Origin of the sequence: Amycolatopsis sp. lyj-108, assembly GCF_046549005.1 — a bacterium.
Lineage (GTDB): Bacteria > Actinomycetota > Actinomycetes > Mycobacteriales > Pseudonocardiaceae > Amycolatopsis.
In genome coordinates this window covers 472,131-493,374 of sequence record NZ_JAJPWQ010000003.1, presented here as the reverse complement: position 1 = coordinate 493,374, position 21,244 = coordinate 472,131, and the positions used below count along the sequence as shown (strand labels likewise).

The 21,244-nt window shown below is 67.8% G+C and carries 17 protein-coding genes; 11 read left to right on the top strand and 6 right to left on the bottom strand.

The window, feature by feature from the left end; translation table 11 throughout:
* Positions 1-16 precede the first annotated feature (16 nt).
* The 4 genes from speB to ACLJO0_RS13935 all read left to right on the top strand — a co-directional run bounded on the left by speB (position 17) and on the right by ACLJO0_RS13935 (position 5,555).
* Positions 17-970, top strand: coding sequence for an agmatinase (gene speB, locus ACLJO0_RS13950; RefSeq protein WP_410578951.1), 954 nt, complete (start codon positions 17-19; stop codon positions 968-970).
* Complete coding sequence (locus tag ACLJO0_RS13945) at positions 967-2,616, top strand: thiamine pyrophosphate-binding protein (RefSeq protein WP_410578949.1); 1,650 nt, start codon at positions 967-969, stop codon at positions 2,614-2,616. Before speB ends, ACLJO0_RS13945 begins: the two co-directional genes overlap by 4 nt.
* Positions 2,613-4,019, top strand: coding sequence for an aminobutyraldehyde dehydrogenase (locus ACLJO0_RS13940; RefSeq protein ID WP_410578947.1), 1,407 nt, complete (start codon positions 2,613-2,615; stop codon positions 4,017-4,019). Before ACLJO0_RS13945 ends, ACLJO0_RS13940 begins: the two co-directional genes overlap by 4 nt.
* Positions 4,020-4,100: 81 nt before the next feature.
* Complete coding sequence (locus ACLJO0_RS13935) at positions 4,101-5,555, top strand: purine-cytosine permease family protein (protein ID WP_125793664.1); 1,455 nt, start codon at positions 4,101-4,103, stop codon at positions 5,553-5,555.
* A 184-nt stretch (positions 5,556-5,739) separates the two neighbouring features.
* Here ACLJO0_RS13935 and dxs read toward each other — a convergent pair whose 3' ends face one another.
* The gene (gene dxs / locus ACLJO0_RS13930; RefSeq protein WP_410578945.1) at positions 5,740-7,644 is read right to left on the bottom strand and encodes a 1-deoxy-D-xylulose-5-phosphate synthase; all 1,905 of its coding nucleotides are present in this window, start codon (positions 7,642-7,644) and stop codon (positions 5,740-5,742) included.
* Positions 7,645-7,899: 255 nt separating this feature from the next.
* Here dxs and ACLJO0_RS13925 point away from each other — a divergent pair, with 255 nt between their 5' ends.
* The 5 genes from ACLJO0_RS13925 (at position 7,900) to ACLJO0_RS13905 (ending at position 14,661) form a co-directional block, all read left to right on the top strand.
* Positions 7,900-9,384, top strand: a complete 1,485-nt coding sequence (locus tag ACLJO0_RS13925) for an aldehyde dehydrogenase family protein (RefSeq protein WP_125793663.1) — start codon at positions 7,900-7,902, stop codon at positions 9,382-9,384.
* A gap of 17 nt (positions 9,385-9,401) precedes the next feature.
* The gene (locus ACLJO0_RS13920) at positions 9,402-10,913 is read left to right on the top strand and encodes an APC family permease (RefSeq protein ID WP_410578942.1); all 1,512 of its coding nucleotides are present in this window, start codon (positions 9,402-9,404) and stop codon (positions 10,911-10,913) included.
* A complete protein-coding gene (locus tag ACLJO0_RS13915) occupies positions 10,910-12,463 on the top strand; it encodes a GMC family oxidoreductase (RefSeq protein ID WP_410578940.1) in 1,554 nt (517 codons plus the stop codon). The genes ACLJO0_RS13920 and ACLJO0_RS13915 overlap by 4 nt, the downstream gene beginning before the upstream one ends.
* A 237-nt stretch (positions 12,464-12,700) precedes the next feature.
* Complete coding sequence (locus ACLJO0_RS13910; protein WP_410578938.1) at positions 12,701-13,243, top strand: DUF1062 domain-containing protein; 543 nt, start codon at positions 12,701-12,703, stop codon at positions 13,241-13,243.
* Positions 13,244-13,404: 161 nt separating this feature from the next.
* Positions 13,405-14,661 carry a DUF222 domain-containing protein gene (locus ACLJO0_RS13905; RefSeq protein ID WP_410578936.1) on the top strand — a complete coding sequence of 419 codons (1,257 nt, stop codon included), beginning with the start codon at positions 13,405-13,407 and terminating at the stop codon, positions 14,659-14,661.
* Positions 14,662-14,768: 107 nt separating this feature from the next.
* On the opposite strand, the gene ACLJO0_RS13900 is transcribed toward ACLJO0_RS13905, so the two are convergent.
* From ACLJO0_RS13900 to ACLJO0_RS13890, 3 genes are all read right to left on the bottom strand, one after another.
* Positions 14,769-15,113, bottom strand: a complete 345-nt coding sequence (locus ACLJO0_RS13900) for a hypothetical protein (RefSeq protein WP_410578934.1) — start codon at positions 15,111-15,113, stop codon at positions 14,769-14,771.
* A gap of 214 nt (positions 15,114-15,327) precedes the next feature.
* On the bottom strand, positions 15,328-16,533 hold the full coding sequence (locus ACLJO0_RS13895) for a class I SAM-dependent RNA methyltransferase (RefSeq protein ID WP_410578932.1): 1,206 nt from the start codon (positions 16,531-16,533) through the stop codon (positions 15,328-15,330).
* Positions 16,530-18,563 carry an APC family permease gene (locus ACLJO0_RS13890; RefSeq protein WP_410578930.1) on the bottom strand — a complete coding sequence of 678 codons (2,034 nt, stop codon included), beginning with the start codon at positions 18,561-18,563 and terminating at the stop codon, positions 16,530-16,532. The genes ACLJO0_RS13895 and ACLJO0_RS13890 overlap by 4 nt, the downstream gene beginning before the upstream one ends.
* A 98-nt stretch (positions 18,564-18,661) precedes the next feature.
* Between ACLJO0_RS13890 and ACLJO0_RS13885 the strand changes: the two genes are divergently transcribed.
* Complete coding sequence (locus ACLJO0_RS13885) at positions 18,662-19,327, top strand: potassium channel family protein (protein WP_410578928.1); 666 nt, start codon at positions 18,662-18,664, stop codon at positions 19,325-19,327.
* Positions 19,327-19,983, top strand: a complete 657-nt coding sequence (locus tag ACLJO0_RS13880; RefSeq protein WP_016332961.1) for a potassium channel family protein — start codon at positions 19,327-19,329, stop codon at positions 19,981-19,983. Before ACLJO0_RS13885 ends, ACLJO0_RS13880 begins: the two co-directional genes overlap by 1 nt.
* Positions 19,984-20,084: 101 nt before the next feature.
* Here ACLJO0_RS13880 and ACLJO0_RS13875 read toward each other — a convergent pair whose 3' ends face one another.
* On the bottom strand, positions 20,085-20,813 hold the full coding sequence (locus tag ACLJO0_RS13875) for a DUF3159 domain-containing protein (protein ID WP_410578925.1): 729 nt from the start codon (positions 20,811-20,813) through the stop codon (positions 20,085-20,087).
* Positions 20,814-20,822: 9 nt separating this feature from the next.
* On the bottom strand, positions 20,823-21,203 hold the full coding sequence (locus ACLJO0_RS13870) for an OB-fold nucleic acid binding domain-containing protein (protein ID WP_034316985.1): 381 nt from the start codon (positions 21,201-21,203) through the stop codon (positions 20,823-20,825).
* Positions 21,204-21,244 lie beyond the last annotated feature (41 nt).

Genomic DNA, 21,244 nt, shown 5'->3' with positions numbered 1-21,244 from the left:
CCAAGAAGGAGACACAGTGCCTGAGCAGCGCCCGATCGGCCCCGTCGACTCGTCCAAGGTGCCCCGGTTCGCCGGTTTCGCGACCTTCGCGAGGCTGCCGCGGATCGATCAGGTCGAGCGTGCCGATGTCGCCGTCGTCGGCGTGCCGTTCGACGCCGGGGTGTCCTACCGCCCCGGCGCGCGGTTCGGCCCCGCCGCGCTCCGCGAGGCCAGCAGGCTCCTTCGCCCGTATCACCCGGAACTCGACGTCTCGCCCTTCGCCGAAACGCAGGTGGTCGACGCCGGCGACATCGCGCTCAACCCGTTCAACATCGGCGAGGCGATCGAGACCCTGCAGGACGCGGCCGAGGCGCTGACCGCGAACGGGACACGCCTGGTGACCGTCGGCGGCGACCACACGATCGCGCTGCCGCTGCTGCGGGCGGCGGCGAAGAAGCACGGACCGGTGGCGCTGCTGCATTTCGACGCGCACCTCGACACCTGGGACACCTACTTCGGCGAGCCGTACACCCACGGCACCCCGTTCCGGCGGGCGTCCGAGGAAGGCATCCTCGACACCGAAGCGCTGTCCCACGTCGGCACGCGCGGCCCGCTGTACGGCAAGCGGGATCTGGAAGAGGACCGCCGCCTCGGATTCGGCATCGTCACCTCCGGCGACGTCATGCGCCGCGGGGTCGCCGAGACCGTCGACGCGCTGCGCCAGCGCATCGGCGGCCGACCGCTCTACATCTCCGTCGACATCGACGTGCTCGACCCCGCGCACGCGCCGGGCACCGGCACCCCCGAAGCGGGCGGCATGACCAGCCGTGAACTGCTGGAGATCCTGCGCGGGCTGCGGGACTGCAACCTCGTCGGCGCGGATGTGGTGGAGCTCGCCCCGGCTTACGATCACGCCGAGATCACCGCCATCGCGGCCTCCCACGTCGCCTACGACCTGGTGAGCCTGCTCAGCCTGGGAAAGAGCGAATGACACAACGGATAGGCGGCGACGTCGTCGTCGAAACCCTCCGCGCGCTCGGCGCCGACACCGTGTTCGGCCTGCCGGGCCAGCACGCGCTCGGCCTGTTCGAAGCACTGCGGCGCACGGACGACCTGCGCGTGATCAGCTCGCGGGTGGAGAACAACCTGGCGTTCGCGGCCGACGGGCACGCCCGCGCCCGGCTCGCGGCGGACCCCGAAGGCCCGGTCCCGGTGACCCCGATGATCGTGTCGACCGGCCCCGGCGCGCTGCTGACTTTGGCCTCACTGCAGGAATCCCGGGCGGCGTCGGTCCCGGTGCTCGGCATCTCCAGCCAGATCCCGGTCGCCGGGCTCGGCGGCGGACGGCACGGGTACCTGCACGAACTGCCCGATCAGCAGGCCAGTTTCCGTGACGTCGTGAAGTCGGTGCACGTCGTGCGCACCGTCAGCCAGATCCCGACGGCGCTGCGCGAAGCCTGGGAATCGGCGGCGACCGCGCCGTACGGCCCGGCGTGGGTCGAGATCCCGCAGGACATCCTGCTGGCGCCGACGGAGCTGCCGCGGATCACCTCGGTGACCGCACAGCCCGCTCCGCTCGCACCGTTGCCGGAGCTCGTCACCGAGGCCGCGAATCTCCTTGGTGCGGCGAAGAATCCGGTGATCCTGGCCGGTGGTGGCGCACTGCGCTCGGGTGCGCGGGCGGAATTGAAGGCGCTCGCGGAGGCACTGCGCGCGCCGGTGCTGTCGACGTTCGGCGGCAAGGGCGTCTTCGGCTGGGACCACGAGCTTTCCGGGCAGTCCTGGGTCGAAGACTGGCACAGCACCGAGTTCCTCTCGGCCGCGGATGTGCTGCTCGTCCTGGGTTCCGGGCTCGGCGAGCTGTCCAGCAACTACCGCGAGTTCGCCCCGCGCGGCCGGATGATCCAGGTCGAGGCCGATCTCGGGAAGCTGGAGTCGAACTACCCGGCGCTGGGTATCCACGCCGATGTCCGCCTTGTCCTGCAAGGACTTCTGGAGCAGGTGCCGTTCCGCCGGTCCGACGGTGCCGCCGAAAAGGCGGTCGCGGAGCTGCTGGGGAAGGTACGTCTCCGGCTCGACGGCCAGGCTCTCGAAACCGAGCGCAAGCTGATCGAAGACATCCGTGCGGCGCTCCCCGAGGGCACGCAGACGTTCTGGGACATGACGATCGCGGCCTACTGGGCCTGGTCTGCGTGGAATCCCGAGGGCGCGCCGATCCACACCGCGCAGGGCGCGGGCGGACTCGGCTACGGCCTGCCCGGCGCGCTCGGCGGCGCTGTCGCCACCGGTGGGCCGGTGCTCGCGGTGTCCGGCGACGGCGGCGCGATGTACGGGATCGCGGAACTGGCCACGGCGGTCCAGCACGGACTCGACGTCACATGGCTGGTCATCGACGACGGCGGCTACGGCATCCTGCGCGAGTACCTGACCGGCGCTTTCGGCCAGTCCACCGCCACCGAACTCGCACGGCCGGATTTCGCCGCGCTGGCGCGCTCTTTCGGCGTCGACGCGACGATGTCCTCTTTGGACACCATCGGGAAGGACCTCGCCGACGCGCTGGGCACGCCAGGGCCGTCCGTGGTCGTCCTCCCCGCCCTGCTGAAGATGTTCGAGCCGACCCACCTGGAGAAGAAATGACTCAGGTCCTCAATTTCGTCGACGGCGCCGAGGTACCGGCGTCGGGCTCGCGGACACTCGACCTGGTGGACCCCTCCACCGGCGAGGTCTTCGGCACCAGCGTCCTGTCCGAGCAGTCCGATGTGGACGCCGCGCTGGCCGCCGCCGAGCGGGCGTTCGAGATGTGGCGCAAGAGCACCCCCGCCCAGCGTCAGCTCGCCCTGCTGAAGATCGCCGACGCGGTCGAGGCACGCGCGGAGGAGTTCGCCGAACTGGAGATCCGTGAGACCGGCAAGATCCGGTCCGTCGTGCTCGACGAGGAGATTCCGGAGTGCGTCAGCGCGCTGCGGTTCTTCGCCGGTGCCGCACGGCAACTCGAAGGTACCGCGTCCGGGGAATACCTGCCGGGGCACTCTTCGGCGATCCGGCGTGAACCGGTCGGCGTCTGCGCGCAGATCGCGCCGTGGAACTACCCGCTGATGATGGGCGTCTGGAAGATCGCCCCGGCGCTGGCCGCCGGGAACACCGTCGTGCTGAAGCCGGCCGAGACCACGCCGTCGACCGCCGTGCTGCTGGCCAAGGTCGCGGCGGAGTTCCTGCCGCAGGGCGCGTTCAACGTGCTGTGCGGCGACCGCGACACCGGCCGCGCGCTGGTGAAGCACCCGATCACCGAGTTGGTCTCGATCACCGGGTCGACCCGCGCGGGCATCGACGTCGCCACCGTCGCGGCGGCCGACCTCAAGCGCACGCACCTCGAACTCGGCGGGAACGCGCCGCTGCTGGTCTTCGGCGACGTGAACCTCGCCGAGGCGGCGGAGGGCATCGTCGGCGCGGCGTTCTACAACGCAGGCCAGGACTGCACCGCGGGCAGCCGGGTGCTGGTGGACGCGGCGATCCACGAGGAGTTCGTCGCGGAACTCACCAAGGCCGCCGCCGCGCAGGCCCCCGGCCGGGACTTCGGCCCGCTCAACAGCGAGGCGCAGTTCGGCCGGGTGCGCGGGCTCGTCGAGCGACTACCGTCGCACGCCCGCGTGGAGACCGGCGGCGTCCCCGCCGGTGACCGCGGGTTCTTCTTCTCCCCCACCGTGATCTCGGGCCTGAAGCAGGACGACGAGATCGTGCGGGAGGAGATCTTCGGCCCGGTGATCACCGTTCAGTCCTTTGCGGACGAGGACGAAGCGGTGCGCCTGGCCAACGGCGTCCCGTACGGGCTGGCGTCGTCGATCTGGACCAACGACCTGGCACGCGCGACCCGCGTTTCGGGTGAACTCGACTTCGGCTGCGTCTGGGTCAACACCCACGGGCCGCTGGTCTCGGAAATGCCCCATGGCGGCTTCGGGCACTCGGGCCACGGGAAGGACCTCTCGTCCTACTCCTTCGCCGAGTACACCCGCGTCAAGCACGTCATGACCCGCTTCGCCTGACCGCAATTCGGCAACTGGTTGCGGTAGTTCGCGACGCCAACGATCGCAAGCAGGTGCCGAATTGCGTACTTGGAGGTCCCCATGGGTGACAAGGTCACCGAAGTCGAGCAGCACGGCATCGCGCCGATCCCGCCGGAGGAACAGACGTCGCGGCCCCGCGACCTGTTCCGGATGGCGTTCGGCGGCGCGAACACCTTCGCCACCATCATCCTCGGGACACTCCCGATCGCCTTCGGGCTGAGCTTCTGGGCCGCGGTGGCCGCCACCGTCGCGGGTGTGGTCGTCGGCGCGCTCGTGCTCTCGCCGATGTCGTTGTTCGGTCCGCTCACGCGGACCAACAACGCCGTCTCCTCTGGCGCGCACTTCGGCGTCGTCGGCCGCTGTGTCGGTTCCTTCCTCTCCCTGCTGACGGCGATCACGTTCTTCGCCATCTCGGTCTGGGTGAGCGGCGACGCCGTCGCCGGTGCGGCACAACGACTTTTCGGCTTCGACGGCGGCGAGGTGCTCCGCGGCGTCGCGTACGGCGTCATCGCGATCGCGACACTGGTGGTGTGCATCTACGGCTACCGGTTCATGCTGCTGGTGAACCGGGTCGCCGTCGTACTGGGCACGGCGATCATGCTGCTCGGGATCGTGGCCTACGGCGGCACGTTCGACCCGGGTTTCGCCGGCACCGGCGTCTACGCGCTCGGGGACTTCTGGCCGACCTGGATCCTGGCCGCGCTCACCACGATGGCGAACCCGATCTCGTTCGGTGCCTTCCTCGGCGACTGGACGCGCTACATCCCCGCACGCCACAGCCGCCGTTCCCTGCTGGCCGCGCCGTTCCTGGCGCAGGTGGCGACGCTGCTGCCGTTCGGCTTCGGCATCGCCACCGCGACACTGGTCGCCGATCCGGCCGACTACATCACCGGCCTGACCGCGATCTCCCCGCTCTGGTACGCGATCCCGCTGATCGTGGTCGCGCTGATCGGCGGACTGTCCACCGGCACGACGTCGCTCTACGGGACCGGGCTGGACTTCAGCTCGATCTTCGTGAAGCTGAGCCGGGTGCAGGCGACGCTGCTGATCGGCTCGCTCAGTGTCGTGTTCATCTTCGTCGGCAACTTCGTGCTCGACATGGTCTCCAGCATCAACGCCTTCGCCACGCTGATCGTGCTGTGCACCTCGCCGTGGATGGTGATCATGATGATCGGCTTCGTGCTGCGTCGCGGGTTCTACGACCCGGACGACCTCCAGGTGTTCAACCAGGGCCGCAAGGGCGGCCGCTACTGGTTCACCCGAGGCGTGAACTGGCGAGCGATGGCCGCGTGGATCCCGGCCACGACGCTGGGCCTGCTGACCGCCAACACGCCCATGATCGCCGGGCCGTTCAAGGACATCGCGGGCGGCGTCGACGTCAGCATGGTGGTGACGCTGTGCACGGCGGCGATCGCGTATCCCGTGCTGGTGAAGCTCTTCCCCGAACCGCGGGAGGTCTACGCGTACTCGGAGCCTGTCGCCACTCCGGCGGTGGCGATCGCCCAGGAGGCTTAGCGCACCGCTTCGTGTTCCGTGAGGGCCTCCTTCACTACCTTCAGGGTAGGGAAGGAGGCCCTCACGGACCGGTGAGCGTGCCCTCGGTGGGCGTCGGCTCAGCGCCCCGACGAAGTCCTAACGCGTGCGATGAAAGGTCCTTTCCTAGCAAAATTTGCAAGGAAAGGACCTTTCATAGCGCTTGTCAGCGGTGCGTGTCCTCCGGCGCCGGTGTCCGGCTCGCCAGGTTCGCGGACCACTCGGTGACCCGCCGCGCGACGTCCTGCGCGGTGAGCCCGACGCGGGCCAGCACCTCTTCGCGCGAACCGTGGTCGTGGAAAACCTGCGGCACCGCGAGATCGCGCAGCGGCACGTCGCATTCGGCGTCGCGGAAGAGCGCGGCCAGCGCGGAGCCGAAACCGCCGTGCCGTCCGCTGTCCTCGACACTCACGACCAGCTTGTGCTGCTCCGCCAGTGCCACCAGTTCGGCGGGCGCCGGGACGACCCAGCGCGGGTCCACCACGGTCACGCCGATGCCCTGGTCGGCCAGCCGGTCCGCGGCGGCGAGCCCGAGCATCGCGAACGCGCCCACGGCGACCAGCAGGACGTCGGCGTCGCCGTCGGGTTTGCGCAGGACGTCCACCATGCCGACGCGTTCGACGGCGGGCACGGAGTCGATCACGCCACCCTTGGAGAACCGCAGCGCCGTCGGCCCGTCCTCGACGGCGACGGCCTCCCGCAGTTCCTCGCGCAGCGTGCCGGCGTCGCGCGGCGCGGCGACCCGCATGCCCGGCACCATGCCGAGCAGTGAGAGGTCCCACATGCCGTGGTGACTCGGCCCGTCCGGTCCGGTGATGCCGGCACGGTCCAGCACCAGCGTCACCGGCTGGCGGTGCAGCGCGACGTCCATCAGGACCTGGTCGAACGCCCGGTTCAGGAAGGTCGAGTAGACGGCGACGACGGGGTGCTTGCCGCCCATCGCGAGCCCGGCGGCCGAAGTCACCGCGTGCTGCTCGGCGATGCCGACGTCGTACCAGCGATCCGGATACGCCTCGGCGAACTTGTGCAGCCCGGTCGAGCGCAGCATGGCCGCGGTGATCGCGACGACGTCCTCGCGGTCGGCGCCGATCTTCACCAGCTCGTCGGCGAAGACCCCGGTCCAGCTCGGGCCCTTGACCGGCGGCAGGCCGGTCTCCGGGTCGATCGGGTCGGTCTGGTGCATCTGGTCGGCCTGGTTGGTCACCGCGGGCTCGTAGCCGTGGCCCTTCTCGGTGACCACGTGCACGATGACCGCCCCGCCGAAGTCGCGCGCGCTCTGGAACGCCTTCTCCAGCGCGGCCAGATCGTGCCCGTCCACCGGGCCGAGGTACTTGAGGCCGAGGTCGGAGAACATCATCTGCGGGCTCAGCGCGTCCTTGAGCCCCGCCTTGGCCGCGTGCAGCGCCGCGTAGATCGGCTTGCCGACGATGGGCGTGTGCCGCAGCAGTTCCTTGCCGCGGTCCAGCACGCGTTCGTAGCCCGGCTTGAGCCGCAGCGACGCGAGGTGGTCCGCCACGCCGCCGATGGTCGGCGAGTACGAGCGGCCGTTGTCGTTGATGACGATGACGACCGGGCGGCGCGGGTTCGCGGCGATGTTGTTGAGCGCCTCCCAGCACATGCCACCGGTCAGCGCGCCGTCGCCGACGACGGCGATCGCGTGCCTGCCGCCCCCGCCAAGCTCGAACGCCTTCGCCAGACCGTCCACATAGGACAACGCGGTCGACGCGTGGCTGTTCTCGACGAAATCGTGCTCGCTCTCGCAGCGCGCCGGGTAGCCGGTGAGGCCGCCGAGCTGGCGCAGCTTGCCGAAGCCGTCATGACGGCCGGTGACGATCTTGTGCACATACGCCTGGTGACCGACGTCCCACACGATGGCGTCGTTCGGCGAGTCGAAGACCCGGTGCAGCGCCATCGTCAGCTCGACCACACCCAGGTTCGGGCCGAGGTGACCACCGGCGAGCCGCACCTTTTCGACGAGGAAGTCCCGGATCTCCGCGGCCAGCTCGTCGAGCTGCTCCGGGGTCATCCGCTTCAAGTCGGCCGGTCCGTGCACGGACTCGAGCAACGTCACTCTCCCACCTCGCCTGATTCCTCTTCCGCCGTTCCGACCAGTCTACGGAGGGTCCCTGAGAGTCTTCCGTCCGCCGCGTCACGGGTCACATGTCAGAAAATCACCACTCGACACCCGACAGTGTGAACATGGTCTCTTTTGCCAAGTAGCGGTCACGTCGGGTGGCCGCGATAATCGCTGATCGACGGTCAGTTCGAAGCATGTTTTCCCGCTGAGAACTCATCAGCACAGCAAGAGCCGGTTGCGGAGGGCTTGATGGCGGACTTTTTCATCGGTGGCGAGTGGGTCGACGCGGTCGGCGGTGGTCGCCGGGAGATCCGCTGCCCCGCGGACGGGTCGCTGGTCGCGGAAGTCGCCGAAGGCACCCGCGAAGACACCGAAGCGGCCATCGCCGCCGCGAGGAAGGCGTTCGACACCGGCCCGTGGCCGGGCACGCCCGCCCCCCAGCGCGGTGACCTGCTGTTGAAGGCCGCGGACCTGCTCGATCGCGACGCCTCGGCGTTCGCCCGCGCCGAGTCCCTCGACACCGGGAAACGGCTGGTCGAGAGCGAATACGACATGGCCGACATCGCCGCGTGCCTGCGCTACTTCGGCAAGCTCGCCGCCAACGACGCCGGCCGCGTGGTCGACACCGGAAACCCGGACGCGTTCAGCCGGATCGTGCACGAGCCGGTCGGCGTCTGCGGGCTGATCACACCGTGGAACTACCCGCTCCTGCAGACGATCTGGAAAGTCGCCCCCGCGCTCGCGGCGGGCAACACGTTCGTCCTCAAACCCAGCGAACTGACCCCGCACACCTCGATCATGCTGATGAAGCTGCTGACCGAGGCCGGGCTGCCCGGCGGCGTCGCGAACCTGGTGCTCGGGGCGGGCGCGCAGGCCGGGGCTCCTCTTTCGGAGCATCCGGATGTCGATCTCGTCTCGTTCACCGGCGGCCTCGCGACCGGCAAGATCATCGCCGCCTCGGCCGCCGCGACCATCAAGAAGGTCGCGCTGGAGCTGGGCGGGAAGAACCCGAACGTCGTCTTCGCCGACTCGGACTTCGACACCGCCGTCGACTACGCCCTGACCGCGGTGTTCCTGCACTCCGGGCAGGTCTGCTCGGCGGGTGCGCGGCTGATCGTCCAAGAGGAATGGCACGACAGGTTCGTCGACGAACTCGTCCGCCGCGCCGAACTGATCCGACTGGGTGGACCTTTCGACCCGAAGGCTGAAACCGGTCCGCTGATCTCGGCCGCCCATTTGGAGAAGATCGAACGCTACGTCGCCGCGGCGCTGGAAGAGGGCGCCGTCCTGCGCACCGGCGGCAAACGACCCGACGATCGCGAGCTCGCGAAGGGGCACTACTACCTGCCGACCATCCTCGACAACGTGAAGCAGGGCAGCAGCGCCGTCGTCGACGAATCGTTCGGCCCGGTGCTCACCGTCGAGACCTTCACCGACGAGGACGACGCCGTCCGCATCGCCAACGACACCCACTACGGCCTCGCGGGCGCGGTGTTCACCTCGGACGCCTCCCGCGCGCAGCGGGTCGCGAACCGGCTGCGGCACGGCACGATCTGGATCAACGACTTCCACCCGTATCTGCCGCAGGCGGAATGGGGCGGCTACAAGCAGTCCGGCTTCGGGCGTGAGCTCGGCCCGACGGGACTCGCCGAGTACACGGAGGCGAAGCACATCTACCAGAACCTCCGGCCCGCACCACAGCGCTGGTTCTCCGGGGAGCCCGCGTCCAACTAAAGAGGGGAAAATTGCCGATGAGCAATCCTTCCGATGACGGCCTCGCCGGTTTCGGCTACAAACAGGAACTCGAAAGAACGCTCGGCAATTTCCACACCTTCGCCGCCGGGATCAGCTACATCTCGATCCTGACCGGGACCTTCCAGCTGTTCTACTTCGGCTTCAGCTTCGGCGGGCCGGCGTACTGGTGGTCGTGGCCGATGGTGTTCGTCGGCCAGCTGATGGTGGCGCTGTCGTTCGCCGAACTGGCCGCGCACTATCCGGTCGCCGGCTCGATCTACAACTGGTCGAAACGGCTCGGCAGCCCGCACGTCGCCTGGCTGGCCGGGTGGATGATGCTGACCGCCTCGATCGTCAGCATCGCCGCGGTCGCGCTGGCGTATCAGATCACGCTCCCGCAGATCTCGTCGTTCTTCTCCTTCTCCGGCGACAGCGCGGTGAACGCGGTCATCCTCGGCACGATCCTGATCCTGTTCACCACGCTGGTGAACGCCTGGGGCGTCAAACTGATGGCGCGGATCAACAGCGCCGGGGTGTTCATCGAACTGATCGCCGCGGTCCTGCTGATCGTCGCGCTCGCGGTGAACATCACGCGCGGCCCCGAGGTCGTCATGCAGACCAACAACACCGGCGCCGACCAGCCGTGGGGATACTTCGGGGCGTTCCTGGTCGCCTCGCTCGCGTCGACCTACGTCATGTACGGCTTCGACACCGCCAGCTCGCTCGGCGAGGAATCCCACGACCCGCGCAAGAACGCGCCCAAGGCGATCCTGCGCGCGCTGATCGCGTCGTTCGTCATCGGCGGGCTGATCCTCATCCTCGCGCTGATGGCCGTCGGCGACATCAACAACCCGCAGATCGCGACCGGTGGGCTGCAGTTCATCGTGCTCGACGTCCTCGGCAGCACGATCGGCACGATCTTCCTGCTGGCGGTCGTCATCGCGATCACCGTATGCAACCTGGCCGTGCAGTCGGCGGCGATCCGGATGATGTTCGCGATGGGCCGCGACAACAACCTGCCCGCCGGGAAGCATCTGGCGCGGGTGTCGCCGAAGACGAAGACGCCCGTGATCCCCGCGATCGTCTCCGGGGTGATCGCGGTGCTGATCCTGGTGGTCAACGTCGGCCAGCCGCAGATCTTCACGGTGATCACCAGTATCGGCATCATCATGATCTACCTGGCGTACCTGCTGGTCACCATCCCGATGCTGGTCAAGCGCCTGCGGGGGCAGTGGCCGCCGCCGAAGACCGAAGGGACCAAGTACTTCTCCCTCGGCAAACTGGGCCTGCCGGTCAACATCCTCGGCGTGCTGTGGGGCGGGGTGATCGTGGTGAACCTGGCGTGGCCGCGGCGCGAGGTCTACAACGCGACCGAGCCGTATCACTGGTACCTCCAATGGGGGGCCGTGCTGTTCGTCGGCGCGGTGGCCGTCGTCGGTTTCGCGTATTACTGGTTCGTCCTGCGGCACAAGAGCGGCGTCCTGGCCGATCACGCCGCGGAAGCACTTCCCGAGGAGGCAGCACAGTGACCGGAGAGTTCGACTACATCGTCGTCGGCGGCGGGACGGCGGGTTCGGTGGTCGCGGCGAGACTCTCGGAAGACCCGGACGTCACCGTGGCGCTCCTGGAGGCCGGACCGTCCGATGTGGACGATCCGGCGGTGCTGGAACTGACGAAGTGGATGGCGCTGCTGGAATCCGGCTACGACTGGGACTACCTGGTCGAACCGCAGGAGTCCGGCAACTCCTTCCTGCGCCACGCCCGCGCGCGGGTGCTCGGCGGCTGCTCGTCGCACAACTCGTGCATCGCCTTCTGGGCGCCGGCGGAAGACCTCGACGAGTGGTCGTCACTCGGCTTGCCCGGCTGGTCGGCCAAGGATGTTTTCCCGCTGTACAAGCGTCTTGAGACCAACGACGGCCCCGGTGACCACCACGGCCGCTCCGGTCCGGTGACCATCCGCTCGGTGCCGCCGAACGATCCGACCGGCGTCGCGCTGCTGCAGGCCTGCGAGCAGGCGGGCATCCCGAGGACGGAGTTCAACTCGGGCAAGACCGTGACGCACGGGGCGAACTGGTTCCAGATCAACGCGCGCGAAGACGGCACCCGCTCGTCGGCGTCGGTGTCGTATCTGCACCCGATCATCGGCAAGCGGCCGAACCTGGAGATCATCACCGGTGCCCGCGTCCGGCGGCTGCTGTTCGACGGCAAACGCTGCACCGGCGCGGAGTACCTGGCCGACGACCTGATCCACGGTGTCCCGCTGCGCGCGCGGCGCGAGGTCATCCTGTCCTCCGGCGCGATCGACACCCCGAAACTCCTGATGTTGTCGGGAATCGGCCCCGCCGAGCATCTGCGCGAGGTCGGTGTCGACGTCTTGGTGGACTCCCCCGGCGTCGGCGAGAACCTGCAGGATCATCCGGAAGGCGTCATCCAGTGGGACGCGCTGCAGCCGATGACGACCGAGTCCACGCAATGGTGGGAGATCGGCATCTTCACCACCACGGAGGAAGGTCTCGACCGGCCGGACCTGATGTTCCACTACGGCTCGGTGCCGTTCGACATGAACACCCTCCGGCAGGGCTATCCCACCACGGAGAACGGCTTCTGCCTGACCCCGAACGTCACCCGGTCACGGTCGACCGGCACCGTGCGGCTGCGCAGCCGGGACTATCGGGACAAGCCGAAGGTGGACCCGCGCTACTTCACCGACGAGCACGACATGCGCGTGATGACCTACGGCATCAAACTGGCGCGCAAGATCGCCGAACAGCCCGCACTGGACGAATGGGCGGGCACGGAACTGGCGCCCGGCAAGGACGTCAAGACCGACGACGAGATCGCCGACTACCTGCGCAAGACGCACAACACGGTCTACCACCCGTCGTGCACCGCGAAAATGGGCGGCGACGGGGATCCGCTGGCCGTACTGGACGCGCGGCTGCGGGTGCGGGGCGTCGAAGGCCTGCGCGTCGCGGATGGTTCGGCGATGCCGTTCCTGGTCGCCGTCAACCCGTGCATCACGACGATGGCGATCGGTGAGAAGTGCGCGGACATGCTGAAGGAGGACGCGCGCTCCTAGGCATTGCTTGAGTGAGGCCCCCTGGTTTCGGCCAGGGGGCCTTCACTTTGCCCGGAAAACCGGTGGAGCGGACCACTCTCGGGCCATTACCGTGCTGCCGGACCCATGTCGTCGAGCCGGAGGGCCTGCCGTTGTACACCCTGTGAGACCTCCCGAGCGCTGATTTCGTCGCGCGTCGCGCCCTGGGCGCCGCGCTTCCTTTTGCTGCGGATTTCTCACTGGAACGGGTGTATTCCTGTGCTCGAAAACTGGGTGGTCGTACCCACCTGCCTGCCTGTCGTCCTCCGCCGTTGCCATGTCTGCCCGTCCGGGCGCTTCCGGGCGAACGGCAGATTTCGCGTCAACGCCCACCACAAACTCCTCGATGTCTGGCTTCTCGTGCTCTGCACTGGATGCGGGGACACCGCGAAACTCACGATCCTGGAGCGCGCGAACGTGCGCTCCGTGCGGCCGGGCCTGCTGAACCGGTTGCACGAGAACGATCTCGTCCTGGCGGCGGAACTGCTCCAGGATCCCACCGTGCGGCGCCGGAACCGTATCGCCCTCGATTGGGACGGCGCGTGGCGCCTCGACACCGGCTCCTCGGATGCCCCGGACTTTCGCGACGTCTCCGTTCGCTTCGCGGCTCGGATCCCGGTCCGGCCGGTGCGGCTGCTCGCCGAGGGATGCGGTCTTTCGCGGGGCGAGGTCGAGAGACTGATCGAGGAAGGGAAGGTGGTTTCGGCGGTGCGGTTGACCGGCAAGGTTTCCGGGGACTTCACTTTCACACTGAAGCACTGAGCTTGGGTCTCGTGAGTGGTAAGGACGGTTAGAACCGTCCTTACCACTCACGAGCGTCACGATGTCCGACCCCATATCACCCATCAGTGGTAAATGCGCAATTACCATTGTTGCTTAAAATTATGAATGATTTCCCGCCTATACTTCGATAATATGGAGACGTGCCCGAGACGACCATTCCCTCACTGCCGCAGGAACTGTGGCGCGCCGGCAAGCTGGAGCTTGCCCACGGCGTGACGCACCTGCTGCAGGTGATGAGGGTGGCCTCGGCCGGGTTGGGGAAGTACCTGGCGGAAGTCGAGTCGCGGGGCGCGGAAGACTTGTTCGGCTATGGGAGCGCGGCATCGTGGCTCGCCGATGTCGCCCGGATCTCCCGGGGTGACGCGCAAGACATGGTGGACCGGGCCCAGGCCCTGAACCCCACGCCGGGTGTCGGTGGTGAGGGTGCCGTGTTCGCGCCCGCGACCGCCGCCGCGGCCGAGGACGGCGCGCTCGGGGAGCAGCACATAGACCTGATCCTGGAGATCCTCCGCAAAATTCCCTCCGATGTGCCTGCGGAGGAACGAGCCGGGGCGGAGAAGATCCTCGCCGATCTCGCCCGCGAGGCCGGTCCGAAAGAGATCGCCGACGCAGGCGTGAACCTTCTCTCGCATCTCGACCCCGATAGCAACGAGCCGAAGGACCCCGAACCCACGCCGCCGAAGCGGGAGGTGTTCGTCGAGCGCCGCAAGGACGGCTTCTGGAAACTGTCCGGGCTCCTGGACCCCGAGACCGGTGCCCGCACCGCGGCCACGCTGGACGCCTACGGGGCGAAGCGGCCGGTCGACGAGCTCGGCCAGGCCGACCACCGCACCATGCCCCAACGCCGAGGAGACGCGTGGGCCGACCTCGTCGACCTCGCCATCGCCTGCCCCGATCAACCGGGCACCTCCGGCTACCGCACGCTGGTGCATGTCACTGTCGGACTCGAAGCCTTGAAGACCGGACTCGGGACCGCGTGCCTCGACTTCGTCGGGAAGATCACCGCCCGCGAAGCCCGTTTGGCAGCTTGCGACTGCCTGATGATCCCCGTCGTGCTCAACGCCGCCGGTGAGCCTCTCGATGTCGGACGGATGAAACGGTTCGTCACCCCAGGCCAACGTCGCGCCTTGAACATTCGCGACGGTGGCTGTGCGTTCCCCGGCTGCCATCGGGCGACAAAGCACTGTCACGCCCACCATATTCACCACTGGGCGGACGGCGGACCGACTGATCCGCGGAACCTGGTCCTTCTCTGCGGCTTCCACCATCGGCTCATCCACCATGGCGACTGGCAGGTTCGGATGGCGCCGGACGGGATACCGGAGTTCGTGCCACCTCAATACCTCGACCCGCTACAAGTGCCACGGCGCAACACTTTCCACCGCGTCGTGACTTGATCCCGCACAACCCGAGGAGCCCGCCGTCCGCACCGGCGACGGGCTCCTCGGCATGCCCATGTTCAAGTGCCGCGAAACACCCGTGGACCGAACCATCCGGCCGAGTCTCAAATGGAAACGACGGCCGGGGTACCCCGCTCACCGGACATCTGCTGCAACGCCCACGCCTGCCCGAATTTCGCCAGCGCGGGCCCCGACCAGTAGGCGGAAATGGCGATTCCCTTCCACAACGGCATCTTCGGTCCGCTCAGCGTTCCGTGAGCGACCTGCACCTGTACCGCGCCCTCCACCCAGGTGAAGACGAAATGCGCGTACATGAACATCCATGCCTGCCTGCCCAGCAGATCCCTGGCCAGCACCGGGCCTTCGGACGGGTAGGGCGCCGTGTAGATGACTTGTTTCCGGCCGTTGCGGTAGCTGATCTCCTGCGCCGTGACACCGGGAGGAAGCATTGACGGTTCCATTCGTCAGTCCTCCACGATGGTGATCGTGCCGTGCCCGTCGCAGCCGGCGCAGCCTTTTCCGTCGCAATCACCACATACCGAAGTAAGATAATCCATGATTCGGAATTCCGTTCGCGTCGAATTGAACTCAAGTTAGCGAGCACTTCGACACCTGGACAAGCCGAACGAAGCCAATCCATTCCGACGGATTACCGATAAGCCGTTATTGCAGCAACGCAACGCATTCGACGTGGTGTGTCATCGGGAAAGCGTCGAAAGCGCGGAGGTCCGCCAGCCCGTATCCGTGTCCCGCGAACAGCGCGATGTCGCGGGCCAAGGCGGCCGGGTCGCACGCCACGTAGACGATCCTGTCGGGTGAGCCTTCCACGATGGACTCGACGACGGCCTTGCCCGCACCCTTGCGCGGCGGGTCGAGGACGACGACGTCGACCGGTTTCGGGGCATCGGCCAGCAGGTGCTCGACGCGGCCGGAGCGCCAGCGAACCTGCGGGAGGTCGGCCAGGTTCTCCTCGCCGTCGGCGACGGCGCGACGGCCGGATTCGATGGCGAGCACGCGGCCGCCCGGGCCGACCTGCTCGGCGAGCACCGACGCGAAGAGGCCGACGCCGGCGTACAGGTCCCAGGCCACGCCGTCGCGCGGCGCCTCGGCCCATTCCGCGACGACGGCGGCGAGCGTGTCGGCGGCGGCCGGGTGGACCTGCCAGAAGCCGTGGGCGTCGAGGCGCCAGTCGCGGCCGGCGGCGCGCTGGACGGCGAGGCCGCCCGCCAGCTGCCGCGACTTGCTCTTCCCGTGGACCGTCGACAGGTCGCGGACGTGCACATGCCCCGCGCCGTCCTTCGTGACCTCGATTTCACTGCCGGGGCGCCAGTTCCGTGACACGACGTCGTCGAGCGCGCCGGGGACGGTGATCGGGCAGTCGTCGATGGCGATCACGCGGTGACTGTGGTGCGCCCGGAAGCCCGCCTTGCCGTCCTTGCCCGCGACGAGCCGGACGCGGCTGCGCCAGTCCAGCGGGCCACCGTCGAGCGCTTCGACGACGACGTCGCGCTCGATCCCGGCCAACCTCTTCAGCTGTTCCGCGACGACCGCGGCCTTGAGTTCACGCTGGTAACCGGGCGCGGCGTGCTGCCAGTCGCAACCACCGCACTCCCCCGGCGCCGCGAGCGGGCACGGCGGCTCCACCCGTTCCGGGGATGCCTCCAGGACCTCGATCGCGTCGGCACGGCAGAACGACCCACCCTTGTCCTCGGTGACCGAGGCGAGGACCCGCTCGCCGGGCAGCGCGTGCCGCACGAACACGACCCGACCTTCCGCCCGCGCGACGCAGTGCCCGCCGTGGGCGACCGCGCCGACCTCCAGCTCGATCGTTCGTCCGAGCCAGGTGCCGGTCGACGCGTCCACACTCATTCTGATTTTTCCTTGTCCTTCGTTTTTTCGGTCTGTTTGACAACGGGGGAGAATCCACGCCGTACGTCGCCTGCCGCGGGCCGTGCCTTCCGGTCGCGTTTGATCGCCTTTTCCGACGATTCGAGCTGCCACGGCACGCTCGTCACCATGACGCCGGGCTGGAACAGGAGCCGTCCCTTGAGGCGCAGCGCGCTCTGGTTGTGCAGCACCTGCTCCCACCAGTGTCCGACCACGTATTCGGGGATGAACACGGTCACCACGTTGCGCGGATTGTCGCCGCGAACGCGCTTCACGTAGTCCAGCACGGGTTTCGTGATCTCGCGGTACGGCGATTCGATCACCTTCAGCGGCACCTTGAAATCGTGGTCGTCCCATTCCTGGACGAGTTTGCGCGTCTCGACATCGTCGACGTTCACCGTGACCGCTTCGAGGACGTCCGGCCGCACGGCCTTGGCGTAGGAAAGCGCGCGCAGGGTCGGCAGGTGCAGCTTCGAAATCAGCACGATCGCGTGGTTGCGCGAAGGCAACACGGTCGGCTTGCGGTCCATCTCGCGCAATTCCTCCGCGACCCGGTCGTAATGCTTCCGGATCGCGGTCATCAGGATGTAGATCGCCACCATGGCCGCGATCGCGATCCAGGCGCCGAGCAGGAACTTCGTGACCAGCACGATGATCAGCACGGTGCCGGTCATGGTGAGGCCGATCGCGTTGACCGTCTGCGATCGCCGCATCCGCCGCCGTACCGCGGGATCGGTCTCCCTGGCCAGCAACCGGTTCCAGTGCCGGAGCATGCCCGCTTGGCTGATCGTGAACGAGACGAACACACCCACGATGTAGAGCTGGATGAGCTTCGTGACCTCGGCGTCGAAGGCGATGATCAGCACCAGCGCGAACGCCGAGAGGAACAGGATGCCGTTGGAGAAGGCCAGCCTGTCGCCCCTGGTGTGCAGCTGGCGCGGCAGGTAGCGGTCCTGGGCGAGGATCGAGCCGAGCACCGGGAAGCCGTTGAACGCGGTGTTCGCGGCCAGCAGCAGGATGATGCCGGTGGCGAAGGAGATGTAGTAGAAGGCGGGGGTGAAGTCGGCGAACACCGCCTGCGCGATCTGCGCGACGATCGTCTTCTGCTCGTAGCCCGCCGGAGTGCCGGTGAGCTGCGTTTCCGGGTGCTCGGCGAATTTGACGTCGGTGATGATCGCCAGCGTGATGATGCCGACCAGCATCGTCACCGCGAGTACGCCCATCAGCAGGAGGGTGGTCGCCGCGTTCTTCGATTTCGGCTTCTGGAACGCCGGGACGCCGTTGCTGATCGCCTCGACCCCGGTCAGCGCCGCCGCACCGGAGGAGAACGTCCGCAGCAGTAGGAAGAAGAACGCGAAACCGGTCAAAGAGGCTTCTTCGTGCAATTGGAAATCCGCGCTCTCGGCCCGCATGTCGGTGCCGGAGGCCGCCTCGATCAGGCCCCAGATCACCATGCCGAGAATGCCGATGATGAAACCGTAGACCGGAATCGCGAACGTTTTGCCCGATTCGCGCACTCCGCGCAGATTCAGCGCGGTCAGCACGACCACGATGACGACCGCGGCGATCACCTTGTGCTCCGCCACCCACGGGATGGCGGAACCGATGTTCGCCACCCCGGACGACGTCGAAACCGCCACGGTGAGCACGTAGTCCACCAGCAGGGCGCTCGCGACGGTGAGCCCGAATTTGCCGCCGAGGTTGGTATTGGCGACTTCGTAGTCACCGCCGCCGCTGGGATAGGCGTGCACGTTCTGCCGGTAGGAGGCGACCACGACCAGCATGACGACGGCGACGGCGACGCCGATCCACGGCGCGAAGGCGTACGCGGACAGGCCCGCGACGCTGAGGGTCAGAAAGATTTCCTCAGGCGCGTAGGCGACGCTCGACAACGCGTCGGACGCGAAAATCGGCAGCGCGATGCGCTTCGGCAGGAGCGTATGCGAGAGGCGGTCACTCCGGAATGGACGTCCGAGGACGAGCCGCTTCAATACGGTCGGGAACTTCGACACCACGGAAGACTAACGGTCGCCCCTCACGGTAGGTTCGGCGCTGGTGTGTCTGGGTACCTGCGGACGGGTGAAACGTTCGCTGACTAAGGAGGCAGTGCGTGCACGTGGTGATCATGGGATGCGGCCGGGTCGGCGCATCCCTGGCCGCGGCGCTGGAGCGGCTCGGGCACGAGGTCGCCGTCATCGACAAGAGCAGGCAGGCGTTCCGGCGGCTCGGCAGTGATTTCCACGGTCAGCAGGTGGTCGGCGTCGGCTTCGACCGGCAGGTGCTGATCGAGGCCGGGATCGAACGCGCGGGGGCCTTCGCGGCGGTGTCCAGCGGCGACAACTCCAACATCATCTCGGCGCGCGTGGCCAGGGAGAACTTCGGCATCGACAAGGTCGTCGCCAGGATCTACGACCACAAGCGCGCGGCGGTCTACGAACGGCTCGGCATCCCGACCGTGGCGACCGTGCCGTGGACGACCGACCGGTTCCTGCGCACCCTGCTTCCCGACGGCGTCGCCTCCGAATGGCGAGACCCGTCCGGCAGCGTCGCGCTCCTGCAGCTCCCGTTGCACGAGGGATGGATCGGGCGCAGCGTGCGCGAACTGCAGGACACCACCGGCGCCAGGGTCGCGTTCATGATGCGGTTCGGCACCGCCGTGCTGCCCGGCACCAAGGCCGTGATCCAGGCCGACGACGTCGTGTACGTCGCCGCGAAATCGGGCACTGTCAGCGACGTGACCACCGTCGCCGCTCGCGAACCGGAAGAGGAGAACTGATGCGGGTCGCGATTGCCGGGGCCGGCGCGGTGGGCCGGTCGATCGCCGCGGAGCTGATCGACGGGCGGCACCAGGTGATGCTCATCGAACGTGAGGCCGACCAGTTCGAGCCGCACACCGTGGAGCAGGCGGATTGGGTGCTCGGCGACGCGTGCGAGGTGTCGATCCTGGAGGAGTCCGGGATCGAGGAGTGCGACGTCGTGATCGCCGCGACCGGCGACGACAAGGCGAACCTGGTGGTGTCGCTGCTGGCGAAGACCGAGTTCGCGGTGCGCCGGGTGGTGGCGCGGGTGAACAACCCGGCCAACGAATGGCTGTTCAACGACGCCTGGGGGGTCGATGTCGCCGTGTCGACCCCGCGGATGCTCGCGGCGATGGTCGAGGAGGCGGTGAGCGTCGGCGATCTGGTGCGGCTGATGACGTTCCGGCAGAGCCAGGCGAACCTCGTCGAACTCACCCTCCCGGAGGAGACGCCGCTGGCGGGCAAGGCGGTCAGCGAGATCAACCTGCCGCGTGACGCGGCGCTGGTGACGATCCTGCGCGGGGACCGGGTGATCGTGCCGCAGCCGGAGGATCCGCTCGAGCCGGGTGACGAGCTGCTGTTCGTGGCGACCTCGGACGTGGAGCCGGAGATCCGGACCGCGCTGGGTTACTAGAACCGCCCTTTCACGCCTCCTCGAATGCTATGAAAGGTCCTTTCCTTGCAAATTTTGCAAGGAAAGGACCTTTCATAGCATTCGGGGCTTGACGGAAGAGGCTAGTTCTCCACAGCGGGCGCCTGCGCGTACTTCTCGCGCAGGCGAGCCTCGACCTCGGCGTCGGTCTCTTCACGCGGGGCCTCTTCGGCCTGCGCCTTGAGGTGCTTGTCCGACCGCCGCACCGCCCACACGACGGTGAGCAGGCCGAGCGCGTACAGCGGGTAGCCCATCGCGATCTTCGCGAAGGCCAGCCAGCCGGTGTAGTCCTCGTCGTACAGCCAGCGCTGCACGACGAACCGGGCGCCGAAGATCAGTGCCATGGCGCCGGTCGCGATCGAATAGGCGATCAGGGACTTCTTGTCCTTGCGCCAGGCGTGGCCGGTGCCGTTGAGCGCGTTCCACACCACCCCGGCGAGGGGCCAGCGGACGACGATCGAGAGCACGAAGACGCCGCAGTAGACCAGGCTCGTCCAGATGCCGAACAGGAAGAAGCCCTTGGCCGATCCGGTCCGGTAGGCGATGAACGCCGCGATCGCCACCCCGAAGAATCCGGAGATGGCGGGCTGGAGCGGCTCCTTGCGCACGATCCGCAGCACGGTGATCGCCACCGCGCTGCCCACCGCGGCCCAGATGCCCACCGTGAGCCCGAAGATCGCGTTCGCGATCACGAACACGATGACCGGCAGCGAGGAATAGAACAGTCCTGACAGCCCGCCCATCTGTTCCAACAGGGTGGGCTGGGGCTTCTTGTCGTCGGTCTTCTGCTCGCCGCCGGCGGGTTCACTCACGATGCGGGATCAACTCACAGGGCTCTGAAGTTCGTAATAGGGGTTGTACAGCACCTTCTGACCATCACGTTCGGCCATCCGGCCGCGCACCTTGATGGTTCGCCCGGGTTCGATTCCGGGGATCCGGCGGCGTCCGAGCCAGATTAGCGTCACACCCTGTGTGCCGTCGAACAGCTCGGCCTGCAGCGTCGCCGCCTCGTTGGTCGGGCAGAGCTCCACGCTGCGGAGTCTCCCGAGCACCGTCACCTCTTGACCCGACCGGCAGTCGCAGGCTCGCTGCGCTCCGCCGGCCTCGGATTTTTCGGACAGATCGTCGGCGTCGAGATCCTCGACGTCGCTGGTCAGCTTGCGGACCAGCCGGCTGAAGTAGCCGCCGTCTTTGGCGGACATAACGGTGCTCCTGTGCTCCGGGGCCCCCGACTTGAACGGCC

Coding starts and splice junctions, on each gene's coding strand:
- ACLJO0_RS13945 (WP_410578949.1), top strand. CDS start 967: ATGACACAACGGATAGGCGGCGACGTCGTCGTCGAAACCCTCCGCGCG.
- ACLJO0_RS13940 (WP_410578947.1), top strand. CDS start 2,613: ATGACTCAGGTCCTCAATTTCGTCGACGGCGCCGAGGTACCGGCGTCG.
- ACLJO0_RS13935 (WP_125793664.1), top strand. CDS start 4,101: ATGGGTGACAAGGTCACCGAAGTCGAGCAGCACGGCATCGCGCCGATC.
- ACLJO0_RS13925 (WP_125793663.1), top strand. CDS start 7,900: ATGGCGGACTTTTTCATCGGTGGCGAGTGGGTCGACGCGGTCGGCGGT.
- ACLJO0_RS13920 (WP_410578942.1), top strand. CDS start 9,402: ATGAGCAATCCTTCCGATGACGGCCTCGCCGGTTTCGGCTACAAACAG.
- ACLJO0_RS13900 (WP_410578934.1), bottom strand. CDS start 15,113: ATGCTTCCTCCCGGTGTCACGGCGCAGGAGATCAGCTACCGCAACGGC.
- ACLJO0_RS13895 (WP_410578932.1), bottom strand. CDS start 16,533: ATGAGTGTGGACGCGTCGACCGGCACCTGGCTCGGACGAACGATCGAG.
- ACLJO0_RS13880 (WP_016332961.1), top strand. CDS start 19,327: ATGCGGGTCGCGATTGCCGGGGCCGGCGCGGTGGGCCGGTCGATCGCC.
- ACLJO0_RS13870 (WP_034316985.1), bottom strand. CDS start 21,203: ATGTCCGCCAAAGACGGCGGCTACTTCAGCCGGCTGGTCCGCAAGCTG.